Origin of the sequence: Natronobacterium haloterrestre (assembly GCF_900112205.1) — an archaeon.
Lineage (GTDB): Archaea > Halobacteriota > Halobacteria > Halobacteriales > Natrialbaceae > Natronobacterium > Natronobacterium haloterrestre.
The window spans coordinates 285457-302436 of the sequence record NZ_FOKW01000001.1 but is presented as its reverse complement, the minus strand read 5'-3'; the positions used below and the strand labels follow the sequence as shown (position 1 = coordinate 302436).

The 16980-nt window shown below is 66.2% G+C and carries 13 protein-coding genes; 8 read left to right on the top strand and 5 right to left on the bottom strand.

Annotated features, from left to right (window positions below):
• The first annotated feature begins 57 nt into the window (after positions 1 to 57).
• Genes BM113_RS01455 through BM113_RS01445 form a run of 3 tightly spaced genes read left to right on the top strand, consistent with a single transcriptional unit; the run spans position 58 to position 5937 of the window.
• Positions 58 to 3696, top strand: coding sequence for a PAS domain-containing protein (locus BM113_RS01455; protein WP_089784721.1), 3639 nt, complete (start codon positions 58 to 60; stop codon positions 3694 to 3696).
• Position 3697: 1 nt separating this feature from the next.
• On the top strand, positions 3698 to 4162 hold the full coding sequence (locus BM113_RS01450) for a response regulator (RefSeq protein WP_089784719.1): 465 nt from the start codon (positions 3698 to 3700) through the stop codon (positions 4160 to 4162).
• The gene (locus BM113_RS01445; RefSeq protein ID WP_089784718.1) at positions 4159 to 5937 is read left to right on the top strand and encodes a bacterio-opsin activator domain-containing protein; all 1779 of its coding nucleotides are present in this window, start codon (positions 4159 to 4161) and stop codon (positions 5935 to 5937) included. Before BM113_RS01450 ends, BM113_RS01445 begins: the two co-directional genes overlap by 4 nt.
• Positions 5938 to 6126: 189 nt before the next feature.
• Here BM113_RS01445 and BM113_RS01440 read toward each other — a convergent pair whose 3' ends face one another.
• Positions 6127 to 6744, bottom strand: a complete 618-nt coding sequence (locus BM113_RS01440) for an HdeD family acid-resistance protein (RefSeq protein WP_089784716.1) — start codon at positions 6742 to 6744, stop codon at positions 6127 to 6129.
• Between the two features lie 288 nt (positions 6745 to 7032).
• On the opposite strand from BM113_RS01440, the gene BM113_RS01435 reads away from it, so the two are divergent.
• The gene (locus tag BM113_RS01435) at positions 7033 to 7356 is read left to right on the top strand and encodes a hypothetical protein (RefSeq protein ID WP_089784714.1); all 324 of its coding nucleotides are present in this window, start codon (positions 7033 to 7035) and stop codon (positions 7354 to 7356) included.
• Positions 7357 to 7361: 5 nt separating this feature from the next.
• Here BM113_RS01435 and arcS read toward each other — a convergent pair whose 3' ends face one another.
• Complete coding sequence (gene arcS, locus BM113_RS01430; protein ID WP_089784712.1) at positions 7362 to 9137, bottom strand: archaeosine synthase subunit alpha; 1776 nt, start codon at positions 9135 to 9137, stop codon at positions 7362 to 7364.
• Positions 9138 to 9278: 141 nt separating this feature from the next.
• On the opposite strand from arcS, the gene BM113_RS01425 reads away from it, so the two are divergent.
• On the top strand, positions 9279 to 10250 hold the full coding sequence (locus BM113_RS01425; RefSeq protein ID WP_089784711.1) for a DMT family transporter: 972 nt from the start codon (positions 9279 to 9281) through the stop codon (positions 10248 to 10250).
• A gap of 10 nt (positions 10251 to 10260) precedes the next feature.
• Here BM113_RS01425 and BM113_RS01420 read toward each other — a convergent pair whose 3' ends face one another.
• Both BM113_RS01420 and tgtA read right to left on the bottom strand, forming a co-directional pair.
• Positions 10261 to 10626: a TRAM domain-containing protein gene (locus BM113_RS01420; protein ID WP_089784709.1), complete on the bottom strand. Its 366-nt coding sequence runs from the start codon at positions 10624 to 10626 to the stop codon at positions 10261 to 10263.
• Positions 10627 to 10680: 54 nt separating this feature from the next.
• Positions 10681 to 12162: a tRNA guanosine(15) transglycosylase TgtA gene (tgtA, locus tag BM113_RS01415; RefSeq protein WP_089784708.1), complete on the bottom strand. Its 1482-nt coding sequence runs from the start codon at positions 12160 to 12162 to the stop codon at positions 10681 to 10683.
• A 252-nt stretch (positions 12163 to 12414) separates the two neighbouring features.
• Here tgtA and BM113_RS01410 point away from each other — a divergent pair, with 252 nt between their 5' ends.
• Positions 12415 to 13695 (top strand): hypothetical protein, encoded by a 1281-nt coding sequence (locus tag BM113_RS01410; RefSeq protein ID WP_089784706.1) that lies wholly within the window; start codon positions 12415 to 12417, stop codon positions 13693 to 13695.
• A gap of 491 nt (positions 13696 to 14186) precedes the next feature.
• A complete protein-coding gene (locus BM113_RS01405; RefSeq protein WP_089784704.1) occupies positions 14187 to 15458 on the top strand; it encodes a hypothetical protein in 1272 nt (423 codons plus the stop codon).
• Between the two features lie 122 nt (positions 15459 to 15580).
• Here the strand turns inward: BM113_RS01405 and BM113_RS01400 are convergent, their stop codons facing one another.
• Positions 15581 to 16126 (bottom strand): NUDIX hydrolase, encoded by a 546-nt coding sequence (locus tag BM113_RS01400; RefSeq protein ID WP_089784702.1) that lies wholly within the window; start codon positions 16124 to 16126, stop codon positions 15581 to 15583.
• A gap of 174 nt (positions 16127 to 16300) precedes the next feature.
• Between BM113_RS01400 and BM113_RS01395 the strand changes: the two genes are divergently transcribed.
• Positions 16301 to 16576: a PadR family transcriptional regulator gene (locus BM113_RS01395; protein WP_006089028.1), complete on the top strand. Its 276-nt coding sequence runs from the start codon at positions 16301 to 16303 to the stop codon at positions 16574 to 16576.
• The last annotated feature ends 404 nt before the right edge of the window (positions 16577 to 16980 follow it).

The window sequence follows — 16980 nt, the reverse complement described above, 5'->3', positions numbered from 1 at the left end:
GGTGATTCGAGCACTACATTTATACTCGAGAATCGACTTGTGGATAGCAGTCGAAGAATGGATGTCTCCGACCCGGGCGAAGACTCGACCGGCGACCGTCGGGGCGGTCAGCGAAACGTTCTCACGGAGTTAGGGCAACTGGCACTCGAGTCGACCGATCTCGAGTCGCTGTGCTCCGAGACCGTCGACGCCGTTCGGGACGTGGTTCCGGTCGAGTACTGCGGTCTCTTCGTCGTTCACGAGCCGGGAAAGCAGGGGGGACGAACGAACCGAGTCGCGACCCTCCGTCATGGCGTCGGCTGGGACGCCAGCGCCCTCGGCTCCGCGACGCTCCCGGCCGACGGAGACGGCGGAGTCGTCGGACACACGGCCGAGACTGGCGATGGGGTCGCCGTCGACGATATCACCGCCAAAGACCGGGTCGCCCGGTCGAACCTGCTCGAGCGCCACGGAATCGCGAGCGCAACGACGGTTCCCGTCTTCGGCGGCTCGAACGAGGGCGATCACGATCCCTGGGGCGTGCTTGGAGCGTTCTCGAGCGATACCCGGCCACTCGAGGAGGAGGACCGAGCGTTCCTGCGAAACGTCGCCGACCTGCTTGGATCGGCGATCGACACTTACGGCGGATCGAATCGCCCGCGAGCGGAAGACGGAGAGGCGTCCGACGCCGGCTCCGAGCCGAAAGCGGAATCGGAACCGATGCCGGAACCGAAATCGGACGAGATGGGCGAGCCCGGAGCGGAGGGGACCGATCCGGCCGCCCTCGCCGACCGGCTCATGACGGCCAGCCCGGTCGGCGTCATCGTCGCCGATCCCGACGGGGAGATCCTGCGCGTGAACGAACGTGCCGAGGAAATCACCGGCCGGGACCGGGGCGAACTCACCACGATGGGGCACGGTGACCCACGGTGGGACACCGTCGACCCCGACGGGCAGCCCCTCTCGAGCGAACGCCTGCCGTTCAGCCGGGTGCTCGAGACGGGGGAACCGGTGTACGACGCGGAGTTCGGCATCCGACGGCCCGACGGGGAACGGGTCTGGATCATCGAGAACGCCGTCCCGGTCTCCGAACGTGACGACGATGGGATCACCGCCGTCGTCTCTGCCTTCGAGGACGTCACCGACGAGCGGCGCCTCGAGAGCGAACTCGAGACCACCTTCGACCGGATTACGGACGCCTTCTTCGGGCTCGACGAGGAGTGGCGGTTCACTTACGTCAACGATCGCGCCCGGGAGTTGATCGATCCCGACGGAGAGGGATTGATCGGCAGGAACCTCTGGGAGGCGTTCCCGGCGGCCGTCGACTCCACGTTCGAACGGGAGTACCGACGCGCGATGGCCGAACAGGAATCGACGTCCTTCGAGGAGTACTTCCCGCCGCTGTCGACCTGGTTCGAGGTCCACGCCTACCCCTCCGAGAGCGGCCTTTCCGTGTACTTCCGCGACGTCACCGAACGCAAGAAGACCCAACAGGAGTTGCGCGAGAACAACCGGACGCTGCAACGGCTCTACGAGATCACCGCCGACAGCGAACGGTCCTTCGACGAGAAGCTCCGGGAGTTGCTCGAACTCGGCCGGAACCGGCTCGGCCTCGAGGCCGGCTACCTGGCGATGGCCGACGAGGAGGGGGACCGGTTCGAGGTCACCCACGCAGTAAGCGAGGACGACCGCCTCCAGCCCGGGACGGAGATGCCGCTGTCGGACACGTACTGCCAGCGGACGGTCGAGGGCGACGGGCTGCTCGCGTTCACGGACGATCCGACCGGCCCGGACGGGGCCGATGGCACCGAAGGACCGATCGACGCGGACACCTACGAGACGTGGGGCGTCGACTCCTACGTCGGCAGTCGGATCACCGTCGACGACGAACTCTTCGGTACGCTCTGTTTCGAGAGTGAAGCGCCGCGATCGGACCCGTTCACGCCCGCCGAACGCTCCTTCGTCGAACTCGCCTCGCAGTGGGTCAGCCACGAACTCGAGCGCCGACGCCGACAGCGCCAGCTCGAGGAGAGCGAACGCCGGTACCGGACGCTGATCGAGAACTTCCCGAACGGGGCCGTCGCGCTGGTCAATCGCGACCTCCGGTACGTCACCTTCGGCGGGACTCTGGAAGGGAGCACCGACATCGAAGGGCGGGAACTCGAAGGGAAGCCACTCGACCAGGCACTCCCCCCGGCCATCGCGGACGTGGTCGTTCCCAACTACGAGGCCGCCCTCGAGGGGCAACGCGCGTCCTTCGAGCAGGTGATAGACGACAGAACCTACCAGTTCCACTTCACGCCGGTTCGGGACGCGAACGGCGAGGTCGTCGCGGCGATGGGCATGTCCCAGGACGTGACCGAACGCAAGGAAACCGAGCGCAAACTCCGGGACCGGGAACGGCGTCTCGAGCAGCTCAAGCAGTACACCGACGACGTACTGGACGCGATCGACGACGTGTTCTACGTGCTCGACGAGGACGGCAGTTTCCGCCGCTGGAACGAGAGCCTGCCGGCGGTGACCGGCTACACGGACGCCGAAGTCGACGCGATGAACGCGCTAGAGCTCTTCGAGGGCGAGGACAGGGAGGCGATCGCGGCTGCGATCGAGGAGATCTTCGAGACGGGGCATGCGCGCGTCGAAGCGGAACTCGTGACGAAAGCCGGCGAGCGAATCCCCTACGAGTTCGTCGCGAGCGCCCTCGAGAACCCCGACGGCGAGCAGGTCCTGACGGGGATCGGCCGTGACATCACCGCACGGCGGAACAGACAGCGCCAGCTCGAGTCGCTGGTCGCGGATCTCGAGGAGTCGAACGAACGGCTCGAACAGTTCGCCTACGCTGCCTCCCACGACCTCCAGGAACCGCTGCGGATGGTCTCGAGCTACCTGACGCTGGTCGAACGGCGGTACGCGGACGAACTCGACGAGGACGGCAGAGAGTTTATCGAGTTCGCCGTGGACGGTGCCGAACGGATGCAGGAGATGATCGACGGCCTCCTCGCGTACTCTCGGGTCGACACACAGGGAGACCCGTTCGAGCCGGTCGACGTCGACGCCGTCCTCGAGGACGTACTCGCCGACCTCGAGGTGCGAATCGCGGAGACGGGGGCCGAGGTCACGGTCGAATCGCTGCCGACGGTCTACGGCGATCCCGACCAGCTCCGGCAGCTGTTCCAGAACTTGATCGACAACGCGCTCACCTACGCCGACGACGAGCCCCCGGAGGTGACCGTGTTCGCCGAACTCGAACCGGAATCCGAATCCAAACGGGACGGCGACGTGTGGGAAATCTCGGTCCGGGACGAGGGGATCGGCATCGATCCCGACGACGCGGAGCGGATCTTCCGGGTGTTCGATCGGCTCCACACCGTCGACGAGTACTCGGGAACCGGGATCGGACTCGCGCTCTGTCAGCGCATCGTCGAACGCCACGACGGCGACATCTGGGTCGACTCCGAACCCGGCGAGGGGTCGACGTTTACCGTTCGGTTGCCCGCCACGGCGGAGTCCCGCTCCGGCGAGACGGCGCGGTCGATGACCGGATCGGCAGGGAGAGCGGGTGACGTGGCATCCGAGAGGCGTACCGGCCGCCGACACGAACGAAACCGGAGACAGAGACGGAAACGCAGACGGAAACACAGCGGCGGTCGCGGGAGTGAAAGCGGAAAGCGTAACGGAACCGGGCACCGAGAATCAACGACGGACGAGACGAGATAGGATGACAGAGATGCACTCGAGTGGTCCCGAGCCGGCACGGATCCTGTTGGTCGAGGACAACCCCGGAGACGTCCGGCTGACCCGGGAAGCGTTCGAAGCGGCCCGGATCGAGAGCGATCTCTACGTCGTCTCCGACGGTGCCGAAGCCCTCGAGTTCCTCGAGCAACGCGGCGAGTACGAGGACGCGCCGCGGCCGGATCTCGTGTTGCTCGATCTCAATCTGCCGCGGGCGAGCGGGGAGGAGGTCCTGACGGAGCTCAAGGACGATCCGGAGCTTCGTACGATCCCGGTGATCGTGTTGACGAGTTCCCGGGCGGAGGAAGACATCGTCCGCTCGTACGAACTCCACGCGAACGCTTACCTGACGAAGCCGGTCGATCCTGACGAGTTCATCGAGACGATCCGTGCCTTCGAGGAGTTCTGGTTCACGGTCGTCCACCTGCCTTCGGAGGTCGACGAATCATGAGCGAACCCGACACACCGATCGAACGCGATCGAGGTACAGCGACGGACGACCGAGACGGAGATCGAGATGGGGACCGAGACGGAGCGGAAGCCGACCGCGTTCGAGAACGGGACGACTCCCAGGGACGCGACGAGACCCTCGAGATCCTCCTTATCGAGGACAACCCCGGCGACGCGCGGCTCATCGAGGAGATGCTCCGGGACACGGAGGAACTCACACGGCGGATCGATCCGACCGAGACCTCCGGAACGAAACCCCAGATCACCCGCGAAAGTCGACTCGAGGACGGCCTCGAGACACTCGAGAACGAGACGGTCGACGTGGTGTTGCTCGACCTCAACCTGCCGGACAGCAGCGGTCTCGAGACGCTCGATACCGTCGACGACGAGGCCGACACGACGCCGATCGTGGTGTTGACTGGAGTCCGGGATCAGGGAGTCGGCGTCCAGGCGATCCAGCGCGGTGCCCAGGACTTCCTCGTGAAAGACGAAGTAACGAGCGAACTCCTGGTGCGAACGATTCACCACGCGATCGAACGGGCGCTCCAGGAGCGCGAACGCCGCCGCCAGCGCGAGCAACTCGAGACGCTCAACCGTCTCAATCGGATCGGTCACGACATCACCCACGCGGTGATCACGACCGAGACCCGGGCGGAACTCGAACAGGAGGTCTGTGACCGGCTCGTCGCGGACGACGCCTACCACTTCGCGTGGATGGGGGCGGTCAACCCCGGGAGCGACAACATCGTTCCGAAGGCGGCGGCCGGCGAGGAGGACGGCTACCTCGAGTCCGTCGAGATGAGCACCGACGACGGGGCGGACGTCGGCAAGGGACCGGCGGGGCAGGCGATCCGTACCGGGGAAGTACAGGTGTGCAACGACGTCGAGACCGACCCCGAATTCGAACCCTGGCGAGCGGAAGCCCGCAAACGGGGGTTCCGCTCCGTCGCCGGGATTCCGATCATCCACGAGGACCTCGTCTATGGCGTGTTACTGGTCTACTCGGCGTCGCGTCGCGCCTTCACGAGTCCGGTCACGACGATCCTTTCGCGGATCGGGGACGTCGTCGCCCACGCGATCACGGCCATCGAACGCCGCGACGCGCTCGTCAGCGACGCCGTCATCGAACTCGAGTTCCGAATCGAAGGGATGGCCGAGGAGGTGGTCGAGCTCTCGGCGACGGAGTCGTGTCGGGTCGAGTTCGAACAGCTCGTCCACGGTGACGATACGCTGCTGGCCTACGGATCGGCCGAGGGCGTTTCCGAGGAGCGGTTCCAGGAGGCCGTCGAGGAGACGAACGGGATCGAGGACGTCCGATTCCTCTCGGTCAGGCGCGACGAGTTCGAGTTCGAACTGCTCTCGCCGGCCGCCGTCGAGCTTTTCGACACCATCGCGACCTACGGCGGACGCATCAAGTCCGCCACCATCGAGGACGGGGAGTTCCGGTTCATCGTCGAACTCCCCCGCGGCCGGGACACCCGCCAGTTGATCGAACTCATCAAAGACCAGCGCCCCGACGCGACCTACCTCGCCCAGCGGACCACCGAACGGGGCGACCACACGGACTCGAACCCGACGACCGTTCTCGAGGGCGACCTCACGGAGAAACAGCGGGCGGCCCTCGAGACGGCCTACTTCGCGGGCTACTTCGACTGGCCTCGCGATAGCACCGGCGAGGAGATCGCCGACCGGCTGGGTATCTCGCCCGCGACGTTCAACCAGCACCTCCGGACGGCCGAGCGGAAGTTCTTCGATTCGGTGCTCGGCGAGGAGTGACCGTCTCCGGCCGGCCGTCGACCCCGGCGTTTCGCGCCATCAGCGGGCGCATCGATCGCAGTCCAGCCGACGGACGCGAGGTCGACGGTCGTACGGTCCACGGCGGCGGTCGAAACTCGAACGAACAGTCGTTCGACCTGGAGCGGTCGCTCGGGAAGAGGGAGACGATTCGAATCGCTAAAAAACAGCTTACGCGCCGCGCGGTTCGCCCGCGGGCGGGGTCGGTTCGTCGGTGCGGCGGCCCGAAACCGCCACGACGCTCATCGAGACGCCGGTCGCGAAGAGGGCGACGCCCACGAGGAGACCGATCGCCCACGACGTGGCCGCCGGGAAGCCGGCCCAGAGGAGGCCGGCGAGGACGAGCGAGAGACCCCCGCTGGCTGCGATCGAGAGCCGTCCGGGTTGGTCGCTCAGCCGCATCGCCATCCACAGTTCGGCGACCCCGTCGACCAGCAGGTACGCGACCAGCAGGAGCGTGAGGCTCGTGAGCCCGACGATCGGGTTCGCGAGCACGACGATCCCGGCGAATACCGAGACGACGGCGAGCGCGATCTGCCAGAGCGACCCGCCCCATCCGCGTGCGGTGACGGCGTGTACGCCGTGGACCACGCCGCTGACGACTAGGAGTGCGCCGAGTCCGACCGCCAGCGAGATTCCGGTCGCGAGCGGGAAGGCCATGGCGACGAGACCGAGGAGCGCGACGACCCCGCCCGCGATCGCGAGCGTCCGCCACCCGCGCGAGAGGGAGTAGCCGTTCGAAACGTCGACGTCAACGTCAGTGTCAGTGTCAGGTGTAATCGAATTCATCGAGTACTGTAGGCTTCGTGAGGAGATAAAACGAATACGCGATTCGCCGGTATATCGCGGCCCCGGACCGGTCGGATCCCGAGACTGGCGGCGTCTCGAGGCCGAACCGCCCGGTTCGGTCGAGCGGATCCATCCGGGCCGGACGGGGAGAAGACGGGACCGCCTCGAGAGTGACCGCCGGAACGCCCGCACCGACGCCGCGAACCGGTCGTGACGTCGCCTGTCCGAGGCGGTTCTCCTCGTCCGCCAGGCGAAGCGTCGAGGAGGGAAGAGCGCGAACGACGACCCGTGACTGGAGACGAGGGTGGAACCGAGGACCGTGTACTCGAGGGTGGAGACGAAAGCGAACGCGAGCGGGAACGCGAACGCGAACTCGAGGACGAGGACGAGGACGAGGGAAAAGGTGCGAACGCGGACCCGAACACCGGCCCCGGAACGGACACGATCGCCGGGACGGCGACGAAAAACGCGGAAACCGATGCGAACGGCGAGACGAACGACGATCCGATCGATCGACGCCGAACCGAGCGCCGTGAGTGTGCGGTCTGTGGCGAGGAGGTGCCGGCGGCGACGTACCGCGAACACCTGCTCAAGGAGTGTTCGGGCCCGTAGCGGTACTACTTCTCCTCGACGTGGCGGACCTGACAGGCGACGCCGCGCGTGCTCTCGGCCATCTCCCGGCCGAACATCTCGGCGCGGCCCACGGCGAAGGCGTTCGGGCCTTCGACGACGACCTCGTCGCCCACCCGAATGTCTTCGTCGGCGTCGACGACGCCCGGCGCGAGGACGCTGCCGTGGGGCACGAAGCCGTCGATCTCGACCCGCTTGACCGGCGCGTCGCTGTCGACCCAGCGTTTCGCCCCCTCGAGCGTAAAGGAGAGCGTCCCGTACTGGGGTACCATCGTCGCCAGTTGCGTCTCCTCTCGGTCGCGAACCTGGATCTTGGGGTAGCGGCTGGTCGTCCGAACGTCCCCGAAGAGGTCGTCACCCGCGCCGTCGCCGAGCAGGTAGTCCGCGATGGCGCGGACGGTGTTGTGCTCGCGCTCACGCTTGGAGTACTTGAGTTCGCCCGACAGCGCATCGCCCAGGTTCGAGAGGGACTCGTCGTCGGTAGGGTGGCCGCCCTCGGGGACGGTGTAGGTGACGTCGAGGTCGTCGTCCCCTTCCCACGACTCCTCGACCCGCTCGACGATGTCGCGGTACCCCTCGTCGGGGACGTGCGCGACGACGTAGGGATAGGTGTCGGCGTTGCGCTCGAGGTAGCGACGCAGCACCTCGCTGACGAACTCCTTCTCGTCCTCGGACCAGCGGCCGGTGACGACGGTGTCGTAGTGCTGGGCCGGGTACGTGGTCTCGAGTTCCTGGGGAACCACGCCGATCGGGGAGGTCATCGAGACGAGGTGGGCGCGCCACTGGATGACGTCGTGGAACTGGCGGTGACTCTGGGACTCGCTGTAGGGTTTGGTCGCCGAACAGGGGACGAGCACGAGCGGGTTCGAGAACCGGTTGCGATATCGCGTCGTCACGCGGTCGGCGAACCGCTGGATCTCGACGCGGCGCATGGTGTCCTCGGTCGCTGCCGAAATCTGGGCGTCCCTGAGGATGGGGGTGCGCTCCTCGAGGTAGCCCCACTGGTCGTCGAGTTCGCGCATGGCGGCGGTGAGCCACTGGTCGTGGCGGGCCTGGCCCTCGAGGTAGTCCCGCAGGCGGCCGTCCCGGATCCGTCGGCGAACGATCGCCAGTTCGGACTCGAGGGCGTGGCGGTTGTGTTCGGCGCAGTCCTCGCGGGTGAACTCCTCGCGCGGTTGCCGGCAGGCCGGACAGGAGCAGGGCAACTCCTCGAGGTCCTCGAGGAAGTACGCCTCGTCCGTGGTGAGATACCGTCCTTCGGTCCCCTTGACGACGGCCGCGGTCGCGTCGAAGAGGTCGACGCCAGCGTACGCCAGCAGCGCGACGTTCCGGGGCGTCGCCACGCCCGAGAACAGCAGGGCGGTGTCGGCCGGGATCGACTCGCGGACGTTCACGACGGCCTCGACCAGGGCCGCGCCGTGGCCCGTGATCGACTGCACGTCCGAGACGGCGTAGGCGTCCGTTCCCTGCGCCTCGACGTGATCGCTCGAGACGACGGCGACGCTCGGGAAGTCGACGTCGGGATAGTCGACCGCGAACGACTCCTGGACCTCCTCGGCGGTGCCGCCGGGGAACGCCCGGTGGGGGAGGACGGTGAGTGTCGACTCGTCGCCCTCGGGGACGTCGCGGTCGCTCGACCAGAGCGAGCCCGCATCCTCGAGGAGGTCGTCGACGAGCGCGGGGGTCGTCCGGGAGTCGGCGAGTCGCAACTCGCCGACGCGGGCGGCCCCGTCGCGCTCGTGTACTTCGAAGTGCTCGGTCATACCAGATATGGGTGGTGGCGAGCGAAAGAGGCTGTCGGTCGGCCGTCGCCGGGCCGGTGTGAACCCGGTGTGAGAGTGGTTCGGTGTCGGCCCGGTGCCGGTTCCGGAGCGGTTATTTCCCCAGCATCGAAACCGGGGACCATGCTACTCCCCCGTCCCCTCGCGTCGATCCCGACGACGCCCGCGCTGGCGGGCCTCGAGGTCGGCCTCTCCGAATCGGCGCTGGGGATCGCGCTCGCGACCGTCGGTGCCGTCGGCTTCGCGGGCCAGTTCCTCTGCGTTCGCCTGGGGACCGAGGACGGCGACGTGATCGACGCCGTGTTGGTCGTCCTGCTATGTAACGTCGCGCTGCTCGTCCCGCCGCTTTTGGTGCTGTATCCGCCGCCCTACGTCGACCTGTACACCCCCGTTTCCGCGCTCTCGTTTGCCGCGGCCGGCGTCGCAGGGATGTTCGTCGCTCGAGTGGCGATGTTCCGGAGCATCAAGGCGATCGGCGCGAACCTGACCTCGCCGATCGTCGCCTCGAACGTCTTCTTCGCGACGGTCTTTGCCGTGGCCTTCCTCGGGGAGCGGCTGACCGGCGTCCACCTCGCCGGCATCGTCCTGATCGTCGCCGGCCTGGCCGTCGTCTCCTGGGACACCGCCGCGTCGACGGGTCCGGACCGGTCGCTCCGGGAGGTCGGTGCGACGCTTCTCCTGCCGCTCGTGGCGGCCGTCTCGATCGGGATCGAACCGATCTTCGTCTCGATCGGGCTGGCCGACGGCACGGCCGTACTGCCCGGGATCGTCGTCATGGCCGGGACCGCGACCGTCGGCTTCGTCGGCTACCTCGGGGTCGGCGAGTCGGTCCGGCGCGTGCGCCGCTCCGGCCCGGAAGTGCGGTGGTACGTCGGGGCCGGGATCGCCACGACCGTCGGCTTCCTCGCGTACTTCGCCGCCCTCGAGGTCGCGCCCGTAGTGATCGTCATGCCGTTCCTCCAGCTGACGCCGCTGCTGGTCGTCGTCCTCTCGATCCTGTTGCTCCCGAGTCACCTCGAGCGGGTCAGCTGGCGGGTGGTCGCCGCGGCCGTTCTCGTGGTGATCGGGGCGACGTTCGTCTCGGTGTCGGGGTGAAAAACGAAAGCTACGCTCGGCCGCGATATCGTGCGGTCGCGGACGTGTGTCCGCGGTTGAACGAGAGGATCTCGATTTCGATCACGTCGCCGACCTCGAGGTCCCGGGGGAGGTCCTCGACGAAGACGACGAACCCCTCGACCTTCGCGACGGCCTGTCGTTCGCCGGAGTGGTGTTCGGTGAACTCCTCGACGGCGACGCGTTCGACGTCGCCGAGGTCGACCGGCGGCTCCCGCCCCTGGGCCTCGCGGTGGCGCTCGTAGGACTCCCGGCGATCCGCCGATCCTGCCAGTCGGCCGCGGAGTCGGCCGACGATCCACGCGGCGAACAACACCAGCACGATCCCGCCGAGCGCGAGCGACGCTACCCCGAGCATGTTCCGAATCGGGGAGGCTCGCCCCTTTGCTGTTGTGGTTCGACGGAATCGGGATCAGTCTCCCCCGGCCGTCAGGTCGACCAGGTCGACGTCCTCCGGCACGGCCTCGAGTACGCCCGCGGGCCAGCCGCGGTGGCCGAGCGTCACCTCGGTCCCGGGATTGGCCGCGACCAGGCGGGCGACGCCCTCCGCGGCGGCCTCGAGGGCCGCGCGGTCGGTCCGCTCCGGCACTTCGGCCGTCAGCGGGTAGCTCTTCGAGAGCGCCCGGGGGAACGGTCCGAAGGGGGGCTCGACGCGCCAGGACGCGTCGAACTCGTCGCCGCCGGCCGGCTCGCCCTCGGTGAGGAACAGCGAGTCCGGTACTGCGAGGCGCTCGAGGCGCTCGTGGTGGCGCACCACTTCGGGGCGGCGCGCGCTCTCGTGGGACGTATAGAAGAACGAACCCTTGGAGACGGGATCGGAGGACTCGAGCTGGTCCGCGTGGTCGAGCAGCGCCCGGTAGCCGTCGAGCATCGCCGGGTGGGCGCGGGCGCGCTGTTCGACCAGCTCGAGGAGGTTCCCCGAACGGATCGCCTGTTTGATCCGGCGGATCTCCTCGAAGGTGACGTGGAGGTTGTGGGCGGCCAGTTCCTCCTCGCGGTCCCGGTCGGACAGCGCACGGAGGTCGTCGGGCGAGTGCTCGGCACAGACGGGACAGGAACACGGGAAGTACTCGAGGTCCTCGAGCTGTCGGGTCCCGCGGACGGTCAGATAGCGGTCGTCGCGCGCGTAGAGGGCGTAGGCGGCGGAGTCGAACAGGTCACAGCCCATCGCAACCCCGAGCGCGAACATCATGGGGTGGCCCGCGCCGAAGAGGTGAACCGGCGCGTCCGCGCCCAGCCCGCGTTTCGCGGCGGCGACGACGTCGACCATGTCGTCGTACCGATAGTCGTTCATCAGTGGGACGACCGCACCGACGGGGAAGACGTCCAGATCCGTGGCGTCGGCGTGGCGACCCGCCTCCTCGCGCAGGTCCGGGTAGGTCGACCCCTGGACCGGCGCGGAGACGAGCATGTCGCCGGTGTCGACCCCCTCGGCGACCTCGAGTCGCTCCTGGGTCGTCTCGAGTTCCTCCGTCGCGCGCTCGCGGGAGACGTCCGGCGGCGTCGGGATGTCGACGGGCGTCCCGATGTCCGAGCCGATCTCGCGCTGGAACTCGAGGATCTCCTCGGTCGTGACGTCGATGTCGCCGTACTCCGAGAGCTGGAAGGAGCCGGAGTCGGTCATGATCGCGCCCGGGAAATCGAGCATGTCGTGGAGCCCCTCTTCGAGGGCTTGCTCGCGGACGTCCTCCGTGCCGTGGATGATGTAGGAGTTGGTGATGAGGATCTCCGCGCCGAACTCCTCGGCGAGTCGGCGGGGACTGATCGTGTCCAGATTGGGGTTGATCACCGGCAGGAGGGCCGGGGTTTCGACCGTGACGTCGGCTCTGGGGACGGTGAGTTCGCCGATCCGTCCGCCGACGTCGACGTCCCTGAGTTCGAAGCACTCGCGCATCGAGCGTGTATTACCGACCACGGCGGTAAGGGTTCCGTTCTCCGTAAGGCGGATACCCGGCAGCGAACGCAAGCAGAAGGCGAATTCCGCTCGAGGACCCCCCGTTCTATCGAACCCAATGAGTGTGACGATATCCGACGGCGTGAAGCCGGTATTACCGTTTCTCGCCGCCGTTCTCCCGGAAGTTGTCCCTGGGATAATCCCGTAACAGTCGCTCCGCTTTACTCCGGGACTGCCGGTAGTTCGGCCTGCATGGTTTCACGACCACAGACACTCGGAGTCGTCGTGATCGCGATGATGATTGCCCTGTCGGGACCGGCCCTGGCAGGTGCGACGTCCACATCCGACGACTCCGGAGACATGGGCGCGACGCTCGAAGGCGTACAGGTAGACACACTGGAACTCGACAACGTCACCGTCGAGAACGCGACGATCGAGGAGCTGAACGTCGAAGAACTCGACGCTGACGAGGACGAACTTCGGAAACTCGTCGACGACGGTGACGGGGTTGCGGACGGTGAGTCCGACGACGGCGAGAGCGACAACGACACCGACGACGGCGAGAGCGATAACGAGAGCGACGACACGCAGGTCACCCTCTCCGACATCGAGGTCGAACACCTCGAACTCGAGAACGTGACCCTCGAGGAACTCGAACTCGAGGAGAACGAAACGGACGACGGGATGGCGGGAGACGAGATGGCTGAAGACGATGACGCCGACGAGATGGACGGCGAGAACGGCGTCGACGAAAACGACGAAGACGACGAAAACGACGAAAACGAATCCGGGACCGACGACGAACTCGAGTTGATCGACGAGGACGCCGACGATGTCACCGTCGAGGAGCTCACGATCGAGTCCATGGACGTCGATCAGTTGACGATCGACGAGTTGACCGTCGAAGACGACGGGAGCGACGAGGCCGAAGACACCAACGAGACGAGCGACGAAACCGAGGAGAACGAAGACAACGAGAGCGACGAAGACAACGAGAGCGACGAAGAAGCCGGGAACGAACTCGATACCGAGGACGCACCCGAAGACGACGAGACCGAGGAGAACGAAGACAACGAGAGCGACACTGGAGAGGAACGCCTCGAGGAACTCACCATCGAGCAGTTCGACGTCGAGGAGGTCACGATCGATTCGATGACCGTCGAGTCGGTCGACGCCGAAGACGACGAACTCGAGGCCGAGGACGAGGAGAACGGCGTCGTCCAGGACGAAGCAGACGCCCTCGAGGACGACGAGTCCGACGAGACGGGCGAGACGGGCGAGAACGGGGTCGACGACGAAACCGAAGGAACGGACGAGGTTGACGAGGAAGACCGAGACGGCGAAGACGAGGGCGACGGAGAGACCGTCACCCAGGCGTCCGCCACCTCGATCGACGTCGGCGACGCGACCGCCGAGTCGTTCACCGTCGGGGACGCGGAGGGTCTTGAAAACACGGACGATGATGCCGACGATGACGACGCAGACGACGAAAACGACGATGACGACGGACTGACCGTCGGCATCCTGAACTAACCCGCACACGCCGGCGTCCGTCCGTCGCCGGAGCAGGCCGACCTGCCGGACGACCCGCTTTTCCGTTCGCTCGAGCGCCGTCCGATCGGAGATCCCGTACAGAAGCGTCGGACGGGTTCGTCCGGAGACGTATAACGAGACAGCGCATTAGCCGGTGGGCGGCCGCGACGAGGCCACCTCTTCTCGTCGCTCGCTTTCACCTCGGGGACGGCTTCGGGACTCGAGCGGCCGATCGTAAACGGCGGTAAACCCTCGTTCTTCGACCGATGCGATAATGCGGCGGCGAGCGCAAGCACAACCCCGATTCCGGGCGATATTCCGGTTCGTATCGGAGACCGTGACGATCATCGATCTCGAGAGTATGAACGGCTGATTAGGATCCGCGCCGCGATTCCAACTTGCGGTTTCTCCGAGAGGTCGCCTCGAATCCGCGAGCTAATCCCGAAACGGTCGGCTCGTTTTAGCCGGGAGACGGCTGTAGCCCCCAGCGCATGGTTTCACGACCACAGAAACTCGGCGTCCTGTTCGTCGCACTCGCGGTTGCGCTGTCGGGGCCTGCCCTCGCCGGTGCGACCACGGGGACGACGGACGATGCCGGAGACATGAGCACGAGCGCGACACTCGAGAACGTACAGGTCGGGACACTCGAACTCGAGGACGTGACGGTCGAGAACGTCACCATCGAGGAACTCAACGTCGAGGAGTTCGAGGTCCAGTCCGAGGACCTTCAGGAGGAGATCGATCAGGAGGACCAGAACGAGACCGCCGATGACGACGTAAACGCCACCGAGGACGGCAACGAAACGGACGGCAACGAGACCGCCCAGGACGTGACGTTCTCGAACATCGAGATCGAAGAACTCGAGTTCCAGAACGTCTCGATCGAGGAACTCGAGCTGGACGACGGCGGCGTCGACGAGATGGACGAAGGCGACGACACGGAGGAAGAGGGCGGGATGGACGAAACCGACGAAACCGACGAAACCGACGAAACCAACGGTGCGGACGACGAAACCGCCGAGGCCGGCGCCACTGACGGTCAAGACCTGATCGACGAGGACGCGGACGAACTCACCGTCGAGGAACTCACCATCGAGACGATGGATGTCGAGCAGATGACCATCGACGATCTCGAGGTCGAGGACGGCGGGCTCTTGAGTCAGATCGGCGACTTCATCAGCGGGCTGTTCGACGGCGGCGACGAGGAGGACGGAACCGACGAAACCGAGGAAAACACCCAGGAGACCGAAAACGGGAACGAAACCGACGAAGACGCCGGCGCCGATCAAGCCGACGAAACCGAGGACAACGAAACGACCAGCGAGGAGATAGGCGAACTCACCATCGAGCAGTTCGACGTCGAGGAGATCACGATCGAGTCGATGACGATCGACTCGCTGGAGGAAGCCGAAGACGGCGAAGACGCCCAGGAGACAGAGGAGACCAACGAAACGGAAACCGAAGACGGGAACGAAACCGACGCCGGGACCCAGGAAGACGAGGAGGCGACCGACGACGCTGACGCCGACACCGAGACCGATACCGGCCAGGACGGCGAAACCGTCTCACAGGCGTCCGCGACGTCGATCTCGATCGAAGACGCCAACGCCGCGACGGTCACCCTCGAGGACACCCAGGAGCTCGAGCAACTCGCCGGCGACGAGACGGACGAAAGCGAAGGCGGGAACGAGACCGACACCGGTACCGACGGCGACGAAGACGCCACGGACGACGAAGAACCCTCGATCGCCCTCCCGACGTAGCCGACGACCACTGAACTGCCGGTCCCTCACATCGATCCGAAGTCCACCTCCGGGCGAGCGGTCGGCGGGCACCCGCCGACCGGGGGCTGACCCGACCGATCCCGAATTTTCTTTTCCGGTCGCTACTCCTCGAGCAGCCGATAGTACGCCACGGCGAGCACCGTCCGCCCGTCGCGAATCTCGCCGTCGCGTACCGCCGCGAGGAGGTCGTCGAACGCCCGTTGCCGGACGCGGATGCTCTCGTTGTGATCTAAGTCCTGCTCGGCGGTCGGTCGACAGCCGGACGCGACGAAGAAGTGCATGACGGAGTCGGCGATGCCGTTCGCGGGTTCGACGGTCACGAGCGGCTCCAGTCGCTCGGCCTCGTGACCCGTCTCCTCGGCGAGTTCGCGGTGGGCCGCGGCCTCGAGGTCGTCGTCGGCGGGTTCGACGCCGCCGACCGGCAGGCCGTGACTGACGCGGTCGACGGCCTGTCGCCACTCCTCGATGCAGACGACGTCGCCGTCGGGCGTAAAGGGCAACACGCAGACGCTCGCCGGTTCGGAGACGTAATCGAACTCGGTTTCGGTCCCGTCCGGAAGCCGAACGGATTCGTTAACGACGTCGAAGCCGGGACACGTGTACGCTACTCGTCGGTCCCCGGTTTCCCAGGCGAGTCGGTCGCTCATACCCGCCGTAGAACGGGGCTCGTGAAAAGCGCCCCGTCCCGGTTCGAGCCCCCTTTCGGTCGTCCCAAGGAGCCCGTTCTGGGCCTACGTGCCGCGTTCCGAGCAACACGAGCGTCGTATCAGCTCTATAACAAAGCCACGAATCGATGAACGTCGATATTCAGAGAGTGATCCATGGACCAGCTAACAGGGTTTCAGCGTGACTTGCTGTACGTCATCGCAGGCAAAGATCGACCGTCCGGACAGGAGATTCTCGACGACATCAATCGATACATCGACCAACCGGTAACCCACGGCCGGCTGTATCCGAATCTCGACACGCTCGTCGAGAAGGAACTCGTCGAGAAGGGGCAACTCGACCGGCGGACGAACTACTACGCGCTCACGCCGAAAGGCCGTCGCGTTCTACAGCGTCGCCAGGAGTGGGTCGACCAGTACGTCGACGTATAGCATCGCTCCGGGCGCCGTTTTCGAGGGTCGGGACAGGAGAACCGACGCCGACAGCACCAGCTCCGGGATCGACCACTCAGGGACCCCGACGCAACCGACCCTCGAGACTGAAATCGGGACCGTCCGAACGGCGGTCGGGCTGCGGTCACCACGTCGCATACGGGGCACACGTCTCGCATCGGACTCGAGCGAGTACGGTCGCGTACCCGCCGACATAATCATCGACCCTACCGTGTCTGTAAGTGGCGACATACACGAGAAGGGGCGCCATATACGTTCTATCGAACCGTGTACGCGGTCGTTACGGCGCCGTAGGCGATCCCGATCCGGACGGATTTTCGAGGCGATCCATTGGATGGGCGACGGGTCGGTATCGGCTCGAGAACGAGAACAGGACAGGGCCA

Coding starts and splice junctions, on each gene's coding strand:
- BM113_RS01455 (WP_089784721.1), top strand. CDS start 58: ATGGATGTCTCCGACCCGGGCGAAGACTCGACCGGCGACCGTCGGGGC.
- BM113_RS01450 (WP_089784719.1), top strand. CDS start 3,698: ATGACAGAGATGCACTCGAGTGGTCCCGAGCCGGCACGGATCCTGTTG.
- BM113_RS01445 (WP_089784718.1), top strand. CDS start 4,159: ATGAGCGAACCCGACACACCGATCGAACGCGATCGAGGTACAGCGACG.
- BM113_RS01440 (WP_089784716.1), bottom strand. CDS start 6,744: ATGAATTCGATTACACCTGACACTGACACTGACGTTGACGTCGACGTT.
- arcS (WP_089784712.1), bottom strand. CDS start 9,137: ATGACCGAGCACTTCGAAGTACACGAGCGCGACGGGGCCGCCCGCGTC.
- BM113_RS01425 (WP_089784711.1), top strand. CDS start 9,279: ATGCTACTCCCCCGTCCCCTCGCGTCGATCCCGACGACGCCCGCGCTG.
- BM113_RS01420 (WP_089784709.1), bottom strand. CDS start 10,626: ATGCTCGGGGTAGCGTCGCTCGCGCTCGGCGGGATCGTGCTGGTGTTG.
- tgtA (WP_089784708.1), bottom strand. CDS start 12,162: ATGCGCGAGTGCTTCGAACTCAGGGACGTCGACGTCGGCGGACGGATC.
- BM113_RS01410 (WP_089784706.1), top strand. CDS start 12,415: ATGGTTTCACGACCACAGACACTCGGAGTCGTCGTGATCGCGATGATG.
- BM113_RS01405 (WP_089784704.1), top strand. CDS start 14,187: ATGGTTTCACGACCACAGAAACTCGGCGTCCTGTTCGTCGCACTCGCG.
- BM113_RS01400 (WP_089784702.1), bottom strand. CDS start 16,126: ATGAGCGACCGACTCGCCTGGGAAACCGGGGACCGACGAGTAGCGTAC.
- BM113_RS01395 (WP_006089028.1), top strand. CDS start 16,301: ATGGACCAGCTAACAGGGTTTCAGCGTGACTTGCTGTACGTCATCGCA.